Here is a 13,545-nt window from a genome sequence, read left to right on the forward strand (position 1 = left end):
GTTCCCAAGCTCCGGGTTGGGAACACAACTGTGCAGAAGCTCCGGCTTCGATTCCCGCGAGGCCGTTCCCAAGCCAGAGATTGGAAACGAGGGGAAAAATCCCCCCTCCCCTTAATCCCCTCCCACAAGGGGAGGGGAAATAGAATTTCCACCTTGTTCCCAAGCTCCGGGTTGGGAACACAACTGTGCAGAAGCTCCGGCTTCGATTCCCGCGAGGCCGTTCCCAAGCCAGAGCTTGGAAACGAGGGGAAAAATCCCCCCTCCCCTTAATCCCCTCCCACAAGGGGAGGGGAAATAGAATTTCCACCTTTAACGGAAAAACGGGGCTGGCCCGTGACGGAACGCCGGGCCGATCTCCTGTAGGAGCCGGCTTGCCGGCGATCAGGGTCAACGGGGCGGTTTCTTCCACCATACCACCGACCAGGCGCCGAGGACCGTAGCCGACGGCGCTTCGGGATCCGGTTCCGGAAAAGTGAAGAGCGGGCGGCTGTCGGGATCGTCCGGAAACCGGGGTTCCGTCGCCTCAGGGGCGAGCGCCGGTGCGGGATCGGGTCCCAAGTTGGCGGCCAGTGCGAGGGTGGTGCCGTCGTCTCCCCGCCAGCGGACGGCCAGGGCGGTCTTCGAAACACCCACGATCGATCCCGATCGACCTCCGAGAAGCGACAGAAGGGGGACGATCTCGTCTCGCCGGAGAGCCAACAGGCGGCGGATCCAGTCGCGCCGGCTGCGCCCGCCTCCCGTCTCCGCTTCCGCCCAGTCCAGAACCGCGCTCGCAAACGTGGCCTCAGCGTTGGGGTCCGGAATCCCGGCGCGGGCGCCGGGGTCGCGGAACGCGGGAAACCTCTCGAATTCCTTTCGCCGCCCGCGGGTCACGCTTGCGGCCAGTTCCGGTCCGAAGTCGCAGAAAAACGGAAACGGCCGCCGGCACCCGAATTCTTCGCCCATGAAAAGGAGCGGTGGAGCAGGGGCCAGCAGGATCACCGCCAGCGCCGCTCGGATGGCACGATCTTCCGCCAGAAGCTCGAGCCGGTCACCGAAGGCGCGGTTTCCCACCTGATCATGATTCTGAAGAAACGAAACGAACGCCTCCGGCGGAAGATGTTCACTGGGTTCACCTCGTTTGCGTCCGCCGCGGTACGGGGAGGGTTCCCCCTGGTAGGCGAAGCCTTCGGCGAGGCAACGAGCCAGGTGCCGCGTCGCCTCGTCGGCGTAGTCCGCGTAGTAGCCTTCCGTCTCCCCGGTCAGGAGTACGTGGCAGGCGTGGTGAATGTCGTCGTTCCATTGCGCGGTGTAGTGGACGGGCCGCCCCTCGGGGTCCCGTTGGAGGTACCGGGCCGCGTTGTCGTCGTTTTCCAGCACCAGGTGAATGCGGCGATGGCGCCCGGGGCCGTTTCTAACCGCCTGGGCCAGTTCTTCCAAGAAGTCCGGGCGAGAGCGGTCGCGGATGGCGTGGACGGCGTCCAACCTCAGGCCGTCGAAGCGGAATTCTTCCAGCCAGTACAGGGCGTTCTGGATGAAAAAGTCCCGTACGGTCCGACTCCCCGGCCCGTCGAAATTGACGGCCGCCCCCCACGGGGTCCGATACCGGGTGGTGAAGAAGGCGCTGCGGGCGTAGGTGTGAAGGTAGTTTCCTTCCGGGCCGAAGTGGTTGTAGACCACGTCGAGGAAAACCATGAGGCCCCGCCGGTGAGCTTCCTGTACCAGATGTTTCAGGTCCTCCGGGCGGCCGTAAGCGCGGGCGGGCGCGAAAGGAAGAACGCCGTCGTAGCCCCAATTCCTTCGACCGGGGAAATCCGCCACCGGCATGAGTTCCACGGCCGTCACGCCGAGTTCCGCCAGGTGATCCAGCCGGTGGCACGCGGACCGGAAGGTCCCTCCGGGCGTGAAGGTTCCCACGTGGAGTTCGTAGAAGACCGCTTCGTTCCAGGGTCTCCCGGTCCAGGCCGCGTCGTCCCATTCGAACGCTTCCGGATCGATCACTTCGCTGGGGCCGTGCACCCCTTCCGGCTGATGGCGGGATGCAGGGTCGGGAACGAGGAGGTCGGCGTCGATCCGAAACCGGTAGCGGGTTCCGGGGCCGGCTTCCGCGAGAACCCGTTCGTACCATCCGTCACCTTGAGCGGTCATGGACAGGGGGGCCTTCACTTGCGGCGAGGCTTCGAGGCGGAGTTCCACGGATCGAGCGTCGGGGGCCCACAGCCGGAACCGGACGCCTCCGCCTTCAAGCGCTTCCGCCCCGAAGGGCATGGAATGTCTATGTTTCATCCCTTTCCCACTTGAAGACCACGGCTGCGAGCGGCGGCAACGTAATGTTGAGCGACTGGAATTCGCCGTGGGACGCCACCGGCGTGGTTTCGGCGCCGCCGAGGTTGCCCATGCCGCTTCCGCCGTAGATTTCCGCATCGCTGTTCAAGACTTCCTTCCAGTAGCCGCCTTTCGGAACGCCGACTCGATAATTGCAGCGCGGAACCGGGGTGAAGTTGAAAACGCACACCAGCGTGTCGTCCGGCTGCCGGCCGTGGCGGCGGTAGGCGAGGGTACTCTGTTCGCTGTCGTGACATTCCACCCAATGGAACCCCGACGGGTCGAAGTCCTTCTGGTGAAGGGCCGGTTCGCCTCGCATGAGCGTGTTGCAGTCCCGCACCCAGCGTTTCAGCCCCTGGTGCGGCACGTAGTCCAGCAGGTGCCATTCCAGGCTGGTGTCGTGGTTCCATTCGGACCACTGGCCCCATTCGCTTCCCATGAAAAGCAGCTTCTTTCCCGGGTGGGTGAACATGTAGCCGTAGAGCAGCCTCAGATTGGCGAACTTCTGCCAGTTGTCTCCGGGCATCTTTCCGAGCATGGATCCTTTACCGTGGACCACTTCGTCGTGGGAAAAGGGAAGCACGAAGTTTTCGTGAAAGGCGTAGAGCAGGCTGAAGGTGAGCGTGTTGTGGTGGTACTTGCGAAAGATCGGGTCCTTGGACATGTAGGTGAGCGTGTCGTGCATCCAGCCCATGTTCCACTTGAAGCCGAAGCCCAATCCGCCCAGGTGGACCGGCCGGGACACCATGGGCCAGGCGGTGGATTCTTCCGCGATGGTCATGGCGTTCGGGTGTTCCTGGTAGACCAGCGTGTTGAAGCGCTTCAGAAAGTCGATGGCCTCCAGGTTTTCCCGCCCGCCGTACTTGTTGGGAATCCACTCCCCCTCTTTTCTCGAATAGTCCAGGTAGATCATGGAGGCCACCGCGTCCACGCGAAGGCCGTCGATATGGTAGCGTTCCAGCCAGAAGATGGCGTTCGAAAGGAGAAACATGGCCACTTCCCGCCGGCCGAAGTTGAAGATGAAGGTTCCCCAGTCTCGGTGAACGCCGAGGCGGGGGTCTGCGTGCTCGTAAAGGTGCGTTCCGTCGAAATAACCCAGCCCGTGTTCGTCCCGCGGAAAATGGGCCGGGACCCAGTCCAGGATCACTCCGATTCCGTTCTGGTGCAGGACGTCCACGAAGTACATGAAGTCCTGGGGGGTGCCGTACCGGCTGGTGGGCGCGAAGTACCCCACAGTTTGGTAGCCCCACGAGCCGTCGAAGGGATGTTCGCTCACGGGGAGCAGTTCCACGTGGGTGAAGCCCATCTCCTTGACGTATGCGGCGAGTTTCGGGGCCAGCTCCCGGTAGGTGAGCCAGCGGTGGCCTTCTTCCGGAACCCGCATCCAGGACCCCAGGTGCACTTCATAAATGGAAATAGGAGCGTCCAGGGCGTTTCGGCCGCCGCGTTCGGACATCCACAGGTCGTCGTTCCAGGTGTAGCCGCCGATGTCCCAGACCACCGAGGCGGTCTGGGGTCGGATTTCACAGGCGAACCCATATGGGTCGGCCTTCTGGACCCGGTAGCCGTTGTACCGGGAATGAATGGCGTACTTGTAAAGGGCCCCCTGGCCCACGCCTGCGATGAAACCTTCCCAAATGCCGGAATCGCCCCGGCATTCCAGAGGGTTGGCCGTTTCGTCCCATTGATTGAAGTCGCCCACCACCGAGACCCGTTCGGCGTTGGGGGCCCAGACGGCGAAATGGGTGCCGCGCACGCCGTCCAGTTCAGCCACATGAGCCCCCATTTTTTCATACGCTCGATAATGAGTGCCTTCCATCCACAGGTGGAGGTCGTAGTCGGTCAGAAACACTTTTTCTTTCTCAGTCATGCCGGTTGTCGCCTCCTGTTTTGTTGCTCAGAAACGCCAGGATCCCCTGAAGGGGGATGCGGATCCATGCCGGGCGGTTGTTGAGTTCGTAGTCCAGCTCGTAGAAAGCTTTGTCCAGGATGAACGCTTCGAGGAGGATTTCCATGTCCCTGGTTTCCCGGGGAAGGAACGAGGCGCCGTGAACGCCTTTCAAGTAGCTGCCGAGAAACGCGGCGCTCACCCATTCCTCCCAGAACCGGCCCCACGGTTCCAGCCGCTGGAATGTGCCGTCGTTGCGCCCCTCGGTAAAGCTGAAGAGCGCACTGTAGACGGCGTAGCTGAACGACCGGAACATTCCGGCGACGTCTTTGAGCGGCGACTGCTTCACGCGGCGCTCCTGGAGGGGCCGCAGGGGTTCGCCTTCGAAGTCGATCAGGATGAAATCGTCGCCGGTTTTGAGGATTTGTCCCAAGTGGAAATCGCCGTGGCAGCGGATGCGGGTGGCGGCCGTTTTCAATTCGGCGAGGGATTCGAAGGTTCCCATGAGGACGGGGTAGGCTTCGAGCGCCCTGTTCGCTTCTTCCTGGGCGGGTTGGGGGAGGTCCTGGAGGCGGGCGTTAAGCCGTTCCAGGGATTTTCTGGCCTTGGTGGCGAGGGATTCGGAAAGCGTTTCCAGGAACTCGCCGTTCAAGGGCTCCGGCGCGAACTCCCGGTTCCGCCGATCGGAAGCCATGGCCAGATGAAACTCGGCCGTCCGCCGCCCCAGCGTGGCCATGCTTTCAAGCATGCCGCCGAAAAGCCTTGCGGCTTCTTCCGGCGCCTCGGTGAAAGCCCTTCCCGTAAAGCTTCCTTCGAAAGGCGGCGGGGGGTCCACGCCCTCCGGAATCTCGCTGACCGCCGTGAAGTAGTCTTTCAGGGACCGCTGCGCATGGGACCAGCCGTCGCCGTCGTTGGGGACGAACTTCTGCAGCACGGCAACGGTCGATTCGGTGCCTTCCGGGGGGCGATACACGACGGTGCCCGCCACCAGGGCGAGGTTTCGAAACGAGGTGCGTTCGGTCAGAAAGAGTGCGATTTCCATGTCGGGGTTCAGGCCTTCTTCGACCCGGCGGTAGACCTTCAAGATGAAGGATTCGTCCAAGACCACCGAGGTATTGCTCTGCTCGGCCGACATCCGCCGCAGATTCGAATAATCCAGTTCCCGCTCCGCCTCCTCGGTGAAGACCTCGGTGGCTCGGGCGGCGACGCGGCCCCCTGCCGCCGTCGGGTAGTAGCGCGAATCCCGGATGGCCATGAGGATGTCCTGGCACGCCGTCTTGTCCGTCAGAGCGTCGAAAACCACACCGTTTTCCTTGGCGGTCTTGACGAAGGCCAGGACGCTTTCCGGCACGTTTTCCATGATCCGTGCCGCTTCCCGGTCCGAAGCGACCTTGAGGGGCACCGAATACAGTTCATGGCCGCCGTCGGCATAGTGGACCCGCACCAGGGTCATGAAGAAGTTGCTCCCCATCTTGGTGGAATCCGCGATGCGGCAGGACACCACTTCCCGGGCCTTGCCCCGGAAGTAGCGCTGCTTCGGCAGGTAGACAGGGAACACCGCGGTTTCCAGCCGGAACTGTTCCTCGGGTTCCATGACGCTTCCGGGATCCCGTTCCAGAAAAAGGGTCGGGATCGACGTGTCTTCCGCCTTGTAAGGGACGCCGACGACGATGGGTTCGGCCTGGGGTTCCAGGCGGAACCAATAAAAGGTGTGGGGACCCAAGGTGATGAAATAGGGGAGCTCCCCGATCCGTGGAAATTCCACGCGCCCCAGCATTTCCACCGGGTTCCAGCCGTTGAATTCGGAAAGATCCAGTTCCGCCGGTTGCACGAACCGGGACAGATTGGCGGTCACGAGAATCACTTCTTCCTTGTAGCGGCGAAGATAGGCCAGGACCTTGCGGTTTTCGGGATGGAGGAAGTGAATGGCGCCGCGCCCGAAGGCCTTGTACTGCTTGCGAAGAGCGATCATGCGGCGGATAAAGTGGTAGAACGACGACGGGTTCCGCTGCTGCGCTTCCACGTTCACGCTCTGATACCCGTAAACCGGGTCCATGATGACCGGTAGATACAGTTCCGCCGGATCCGCCCTGGAAAAGCCGGCGTTCCGATCCGCGGACCACTGCATGGGGGTGCGCACGCCGTTTCGGTCGCCCAGGTGGATGTTGTCGCCCATGCCGATTTCGTCCCCGTAGTAGATGATGGGGGTTCCGGGAAGCGAAAAGAGCAGGCTGTGGAGCAGCTCGCGCCGGCGCAGGCTGTTGTCCACAAGCGGCGCCAGGCGCCTGCGGATGCCCAGATTGAGGCGCATGCGCGCGTCTCTCGCGTATTCCCGGTACATGTAGTCCCGTTCTTCGTCGGTGACCATCTCCAGCGTCAGCTCGTCGTGGTTTCTCAAAAACAGGCCCCATTGGCATTCTTTCGGGATGGCCGGCGTTCGGTTCAGGATTTCGATGATGGGCGTGCGGTCTTCCTGCCGTAGAGCCATGAACATCCGAGGCATCAGCGGAAAGTGGAAGGCCATGTGGCATTCGTCGTTGTCGCCGAAGTATTCCACCACGTCTTCCGGCCACTGGTTGGCTTCGGCGAGCAGCATGCGGTCGTGGAAGTGGTCGTCTACGTATTTTCGGAACCGCTTGATGACCTGGTGGGTTTCCGGAAGGTTTTCATTGTTGGTGCCTTCCCGGACGCACAGATAAGGGACGGCGTCGAGTCTGAGTCCGTCCACGCCCATTTTGAGCCAGAAATCGAGCACCTTGATCACCGCCTGCACCACTCTGGGGTTGTTCAGGTTCAGATCCGGCTGGTGGGAAAAGAACCGGTGCCAGTAATACGCGCCCGCCACCGGGTCCCAGGCCCAGTTGCTGGATTCCGTATCGGTGAAGATGATCCGCGTTTCGGGATACTTGGTATCGGTGTCGCTCCACACATACATGTTGCGCCGGGCCGAACCGGGTTTCGCCCGCCGCGCGGCCTGGAACCAGGGATGCTGGTCGCTGGTATGGTTCACCACCAGCTCCGTGATCACCCGTATGCCGCGCTTGTGGGCTTCCCGAACGAACAGCTTGAAATCCTTGAGAGTGCCGTAGTGGGGGTGGATGCCCCGGTAGTCCGCGATGTCGTAGCCGTCGTCCCTCAAAGGAGACGGATAGAAGGGAAGCAGCCAGACGGCGGTGATGCCCAGTTCTTCCAGGTAGTCGAGCTTTTCCAACAGGCCCCGGAAATCGCCTATACCGTCACGGTTGCTGTCGTAGAAGGCCTTGACGTGCAGTTCGTAAATGATGGCGTCCTTGTACCAGAGCGTCTTTTTCCTCGGAACCATCTGCTTTGCAGCCTCTCACATGAAGTAGTCGAAATCGTGTTCGCGCTTCAGACGCCGCCGAATCCTGAAGATCTGCGCCGGGCTCTCCGCCGGGTTCAGCCGGACGAAGTTCCGCGACCCCTGCCAGAAATAGCGGCCTTCCCCGATCAGGTCGTGGACCTGGAAAACTTCGTCAGGCGCGATCCCCAGGTCTTTCAGGGGGACATGCACCCAGCCTTCGCGGGTTTGGAAAGGGTCCACGTTCACCACCACTAGGATGATGTTGGAAAGGTCTCGGGTCGTCTTGCCGAAAAAGATCAGGTGGTCGTTTTCGCTGTCGTAGAAGCGCAACCCTTCGTTCGAATGGAGCGCGGGGTTTTCACGCCGGATGGTGTTGATCCGGCGGATGAAGTCCCGGAGGTTTCCCGGCCGGTCCCAGTCCCAATGCCGGACCTGGTACTTCTCCGAATCCAGGTATTCTTCCGTGCCCGGAACGGCCCGGGCTTCACAGAGCTCAAAGCCGCAGTAGATCCCGTAGCTCGCCGACAGGGTCGCCGCCAGCACCAGGCGCACCATAAAAGCCGGCCGACCGCCGAATTGCAGGTATTCCGGAAGGATATCCGGCGTGTTGGTGAAAAAGTTCGGGCGGAAGTATTCCCGGAGTTCCGTTTGGGTGAGTTCGGTGAGGTATTCGGTGATTTCGCGCTTGGTGTTCCGCCACGTGAAGTAGGTGTAGGACTGGTTGAACCCCACCTTGGCCAGCGCGTTCATCACCTTGGGCCGGGTGAAGGCTTCGGACAGGAAGATCACGTCGGGGTGTTGCGCGTGGATTTCGGCAATGAGCCAGTGCCAGAACCGCAGCGGCTTGGTGTGGGGATTGTCCACGCGGAAGATCCGCACGCCCTTTTCGATCCAGAAGGTGACCACGCTCTTCAGTTCGTCCCAGAGTTCTTCCCAGTTATCGCATTCGAAGTTGAAGGGGTAGACGTCCTGGTATTGCTTGGGAGGGTTTTCCGCGTATTTGATGGTGCCGTCGGGCCGGTGGAGGAACCACTCCGGGTGTTCGGTCACATAAGGGTGATCGGGGGCGCACTGGTAGGCGAGGTCCAGGGCGATTTCCAGTCCGAAGCGCCGCGCTTCTTGCACCAGGTGAGCGAAATCTTCGAAGGTTCCGAGTTCCGGGTGGATCGCCTTGTGGCCGCCTTCGGCCGACCCGATGGCCCACGGGCTCCCGGGATCCTCCGGACCGGCGTTCAGGGTGTTGTTGGGGCCTTTCCGGTTCACCCGCCCGATGGGATGAATGGGCGGGAAATAGAGTACGTCGAACCCCATCCCCGCAAAGTACGGGAGCATCCCTTCCACGTCCTTGAACGTGCCGCTCCGTCCGGGATCCGGGCCGGCGGAACGGGGAAACAGTTCGTACCATGCGCTGAACCGAGCGCGCTCGCGGTCCACCTTGACCGGCAGGATCCGCTCGAAGGCGGCCTCCCGGGACCGGTCCGGGTATCGGGCCATAATGGCCGCCAGATCTTCCGAAAGCGCGCAGGCGACCCGGTCAGCCTGAGGCGCATCGCTTCGAAGCGACGCCGCGCGGTCGGTGAGCCACCGGCGGTCGGCGCCGGCCGCTCTTTCAGACGCCTGGTCCAGAAGCTGAGCGCCTTCCAGGAGTTCGCTCGATACGTCCTGGGCGGCCTCGAACTTCTTCCTCAGCCCGTCTTTCCAGGTGGAAAACCGGTCGATCCAGGCCTTCACCGTGAACAGGTGCGGTTCCAGGGCGGCGATGAAAAATTCGGCCACGTAGGTGTCGTTTCCGATGAACCTCATCGGGGTCTCCGCCCACGCCTCGGCGGACGCCGGGCGATGGCACAGAATGACGCTCAGGGCGTTGTGGCCGTCCGTGAAGACATCGGCGACGACCCGGACCGTTTCCCCCACGGTGCGTTTCGCAGGAAACCGGCCGCCGTCGATCCGGGGCTTCACGTTTTCGATCCAGACGCGGCCGCTGTCTTTTTCGGGAATGAGGAGGGTTTCGGATCTCTTTCGAGCGGTCATTGTGGCTCCTGGTGATCTTGCGCGGGTGAGGCGTCCGTCGCCTCCGCCGAGTCGCACACCCTTTGATATACGGCCATCACCCGTTCGGCCACCCGGTCCCAGCCGAACTCGGCGATTACCCGTTCGCGCCCCTTCCGGCCCATGGCTTTTGCTCGTTCGGGGTTCCGGAGGATCGTGTTTACGGCCTCGGCCAGTTCCCGGGCGAACCGTTCGGGGTCGGCGGGCTCGGGATCGTCGGCCGACCGGCGGGTGAAAGGAACCAAAATCCCGGTTTCTCCGTCCATCACCACGTCCGGGATGCCTCCCACCGCACTGGCCACCACCGGCGTTTCACACGCCATGGCCTCCAGGTTGATGATCCCGAACGGTTCGTAAATCGACGGGCAACAGAACACGGCCGCATGGGAGTAAAGCTGGACGGCCGCTTCCCGGGGAACCATTTCGCGGATCCACAGCGTGTGGGGCCTTGCCCGCTGAAGGTTCGTCCACGCCGACTGGATTTCCGTTTCCATCTCGACGGTGTCGGGACTTCCCGCGCACAGAACGATGTGAACGTTGGGATCGATCCAGCGGGCCGCTCGAACGAAGTGGTGAATCCCTTTCTGTCGGCTCACGCGGCCCAGAAACAGGACATAGCGCCGCTTAGGATCCACTCCGTAGCGGGTCAGCCAGTCGGTGGCTGCCACCGGGCGGAAGAAATCGTGATCGATCCCGTTGGGAACGACGGTCACCCGTTCGGGGTCCACCGAAAACCGGGCGAGGATTTCACGGCGGTCATTCTCTGAAACGGCGATCACCGCATCGGCCGCTTCCAGGGCCGCCCTTTCCACCCAAGACGAGACATCGTAGCCGCGGCCCAGTTGCTCGCGCTTCCAGGGCCGGAGCGGCTCCAGGGAGTGGACCGTGACCACGAGCGGAATCCCGTAACCGAGTTTGGCCAGGAGTCCGCCCCAGGCGGCGTACCATGTGTGGGTGTGGACCACGTCCGCTTCGATGGGGGTCGCGTTGAAATGAAGGCAGGTCTGGAGGGCCATGAAGGCCTGCTTGACCTTAAGGGGATTCCCTTGGAAAAGCCCCTCGCGGAACGGGTACCCCTTCACCGAGGGATTCGAACACGGGGCGTGCTGGTCGCCGAAGCACTTGACTTCCACCTCCGCCATCCGGGCCGTCTGCCGGACCAGGTGTTCCACGTGCACCCCGGCGCCCCCGTAGACGTGGGGCGGATATTCGCGCGTCATGTAGACTATTTTCACAAAAACGTTCCCCTCCCGGCTTGCTGCATCTCCAAGCCCGTACATCTTCACCCCGGCCCTCTCCCGGAAGGGCGCGGGAATGCTCGGACGGTTTCCTAAACGTCCTCTTCTTTCTCCTCCAGTCTGAAGAGGGCCAGGCTCCGGGACACCATTTCATAGCCGGCGCCGGCTTCCCAAAAACGGACCGCTTCGGGAGGATTCACATCGTAGCGCGTGTCCACCAGAAGCTCCCATGTCCCGCCTTGGTTTCCGGAATTGTAGGTCGGAAGCACGAAGCGGCAGGCGTTTTCGCCGTTGAAGTTGAGCAGTATGAGCAGTGTGTCGCCCACAATGGGCTTCCCCTTGGGATCCACTTCGTCGATGGCGTCGCCTCCCAGAAGCAGCCCGAAGGCGCCGGCTTCCGGGTCGTGCCAGTCCTGCTGCGTCATTTCGCGGCCTTCACAAGTGACCCAGGTGATGTCCTTCCAGCCCGTTCCGTGGATCGGGCGGCCCCGGAAAAAATTCTGCCGGTGGAACACCGGCTGCTGGTGCCGGATGGCGATCACCTTCTTTACGAACTGGAGGAAACGCTGGTCCCTTTTCCCTATCTGCCAATGCACCCAGCTGATTTCGTTGTCCTGGCAGTAGGCGTTGTTGTTTCCCTGCTGCGTCCGACTCAGCTCGTCGCCCCCAAGGATCATGGGGACGCCCAGGGAAAACAGGAGCGTCGCCATCAGGTTGCGTTTCTGTTTGTAGCGGAGCCACAGGACTTCCGGATCGTCCGTCGGGCCTTCCACGCCGAAATTGAAGCTGTTGTTGTGGCTTTCGCCGTCGCGGTTTTCTTCGCCGTTGGCTTCATTGTGCTTTTCGTTGTAGCTCACCAGATCGTGCAGAGTGAACCCGTCATGGCAGGTGACGAAGTTGATGCTCGCATAGGGCTTTCGGCCGCTGCGTTCGTAAAGGTCGCTGCTTCCGGCGATCCGGGTCGCCATCTCGCTCATGTGGAGCGGGCTGGGGTGGTTCCAGAAGACCCGCACGGCGTCCCGGTATTTTCCGTTCCATTCGGTCCAGAGCACCGGAAAATTGCCCACCTGGTATCCGCCTTCGCCCAGGTCCCAGGGTTCGGCGATGAGCTTCACCTGGGAGATCACCGGGTCCTGGTGGATGATGTCGAAAAAGGCTCCCAGCTGGTTCACTTCGTAGAGCTCGCGGGCGAGGGCGCTCGCCAGGTCGAACCGGAAGCCGTCTACATGCATTTCGAGGATCCAGTAGCGCAGGCTGTCCATGATCATCTGCAGCACCCGGGGGTGTTGCATGTTGAGGGAGTTGCCGCAGCCCGTGAAGTCCATGTAGTAGCGCCGGTCCGGTTCGGAGAGCCGGTAGTAGGCGACGTTGTCGATGCCTCGGAACGAAAGGGTCGGCCCCAGGTGGCTTCCTTCCGCCGTGTGGTTGTAAACCACGTCCAAGATGACTTCGAGCCCGTGGGCGTGCAGGGTTCGCACCATCATCTTGAATTCGCGGACCGGGTCGTGAAGCCCTCCCTTCCGCGATGCGTAACGAATATCCGGGGCGAAAAAGGACAGCGTGTTGTATCCCCAGTAGTTGCACAGGCCGCGTTCCACCAGGTGACGATCGTCCACGTGGTGATGGACCGGCATCAGTTCCACGGCCGTTACGCCGAGGGTCCTCAAATGGCGTATGACCGGGTCGCTGGCCAGGCCGGCGTAAGTGCCCTGGAGTTCCGGGGGCACTTCGGGGTGAAGCACGGTGAGGCCCTTCACGTGGGCTTCGTAGATGATGGTCTTGTTCCAGGGCGTTCGGGGCGCCTGGTCGTTTCCCCAGGTGAAGGCGTGATCCACCACGGCGCAAAGCGGCGCGAACGGAGCGTTATCCCGGTCGTCGAAGGAGAGGTCTTCTTTCTCGTCTCCGATCCGGTAACCGAACATGGCGTCGTCCCAGGTCGTCAACCTGACCACGCACTTGGCGTAAGGGTCGACGAGGAGCTTGTTGGCGTTGAAACGGAATCCGTTCGGAGGGTCGTAAGGGCCGTGGACCCGGTAGCCGTACACCTGGCCGGGGCGCACGTCGGGGAGGTACACGTGCCAGACCTGGTCGGTGTATTCGCGCATTTCGATCCGCAGGATTTCAACGGGAGCGTCGGGCGAATCGAACAGGCACAGCTCCACCTTTTCGGCGTTTTCGGAAAAGAGCGCGAAGTTCACGCCCATTCCGTCCCACGTGGCTCCCAAAGGATAAGGATTTCCAGGCCAGATTCTCATAAGCGGGGCGACTCCTGGAATGGGTTGGGTCAACGGCAGACTCACACGATTCCTGATGATAAGAGGAAACAGGCCATGGATCAACCCTTGACCTGAATGGTCAGTTATCATAGGTTGAAATTCAACGCTTGCCTGATTTCTCTTTTCTTTCCGGCCTTCGGCAATGCCCGAAGGACTTCCACCTTGTTCCAAAGCTCCAGCTTGGGAACACAACTGTGCAGAAGCTCCAGCTTCGGTGAGGCCGTTCCCAAGCTGGAGCTTGGTAACGAGCGGGAAATTTTATTTCCCCTCCCCTTGTGGGAGGGGATTAAGGGGAGGGGGGAGAGGAGGACTTTTTGACCTTACCCTATTCAATTGACATCTCAGCGGATGTGCATGTGCGGCGAGTCTTTTCGAGATCAACTCGGACTGGCAATTCCGCTGCGCTCCATTGCCAGCCGGTTATCCGGAGCGTTGGGCAGCGCCTGACAGAACGATGGGATTGACCCT

Annotated in this window: 6 protein-coding genes; all 6 read right to left on the bottom strand. The window is 61.7% G+C overall.

Going from position 1 to position 13,545, the window contains the following annotated elements; genetic code table 11:
- Window positions 1-387: 387 nt before the first annotated feature.
- On the bottom strand, window positions 388-2,265 hold the full coding sequence (gene treZ, locus FDQ92_RS12845; protein WP_137425261.1) for a malto-oligosyltrehalose trehalohydrolase: 1,878 nt from the start codon (window positions 2,263-2,265) through the stop codon (window positions 388-390).
- Window positions 2,255-4,174: a 1,4-alpha-glucan branching protein GlgB gene (gene glgB / locus FDQ92_RS12850; RefSeq protein WP_137425262.1), complete on the bottom strand. Its 1,920-nt coding sequence runs from the start codon at window positions 4,172-4,174 to the stop codon at window positions 2,255-2,257. Before glgB ends, treZ begins: the two co-directional genes overlap by 11 nt.
- On the bottom strand, window positions 4,167-7,514 hold the full coding sequence (gene treS / locus FDQ92_RS12855) for a maltose alpha-D-glucosyltransferase (protein WP_137425263.1): 3,348 nt from the start codon (window positions 7,512-7,514) through the stop codon (window positions 4,167-4,169). Before treS ends, glgB begins: the two co-directional genes overlap by 8 nt.
- 15 nt (window positions 7,515-7,529) lie before the next feature.
- Window positions 7,530-9,545 carry an alpha-1,4-glucan--maltose-1-phosphate maltosyltransferase gene (locus tag FDQ92_RS12860; protein WP_137425264.1) on the bottom strand — a complete coding sequence of 672 codons (2,016 nt, stop codon included), beginning with the start codon at window positions 9,543-9,545 and terminating at the stop codon, window positions 7,530-7,532.
- A complete protein-coding gene (glgA, locus tag FDQ92_RS12865) occupies window positions 9,542-10,798 on the bottom strand; it encodes a glycogen synthase (RefSeq protein ID WP_137425265.1) in 1,257 nt (418 codons plus the stop codon). Before glgA ends, FDQ92_RS12860 begins: the two co-directional genes overlap by 4 nt.
- A gap of 95 nt (window positions 10,799-10,893) precedes the next feature.
- Window positions 10,894-13,056 carry a glycogen debranching protein GlgX gene (gene glgX / locus FDQ92_RS12870; protein ID WP_137425266.1) on the bottom strand — a complete coding sequence of 721 codons (2,163 nt, stop codon included), beginning with the start codon at window positions 13,054-13,056 and terminating at the stop codon, window positions 10,894-10,896.
- Window positions 13,057-13,545 lie beyond the last annotated feature (489 nt).

Source organism: Desulfoglaeba alkanexedens ALDC (genome assembly GCF_005377625.1).
Classification (GTDB): domain Bacteria; phylum Desulfobacterota; class Syntrophobacteria; order Syntrophobacterales; family DSM-9756; genus Desulfoglaeba; species Desulfoglaeba alkanexedens.

Bases quoted from the DNA above. Each gene is read 5' to 3' on its own strand.
- treZ (WP_137425261.1), bottom strand. From the start codon at position 2,265: ATGAAACATAGACATTCCATGCCCTTCGGGGCGGAAGCGCTTGAAGGC.
- FDQ92_RS12860 (WP_137425264.1), bottom strand. From the start codon at position 9,545: ATGACCGCTCGAAAGAGATCCGAAACCCTCCTCATTCCCGAAAAAGAC.
- glgB (WP_137425262.1), bottom strand. From the start codon at position 4,174: ATGACTGAGAAAGAAAAAGTGTTTCTGACCGACTACGACCTCCACCTG.
- treS (WP_137425263.1), bottom strand. From the start codon at position 7,514: ATGGTTCCGAGGAAAAAGACGCTCTGGTACAAGGACGCCATCATTTAC.
- glgX (WP_137425266.1), bottom strand. From the start codon at position 13,056: ATGAGAATCTGGCCTGGAAATCCTTATCCTTTGGGAGCCACGTGGGAC.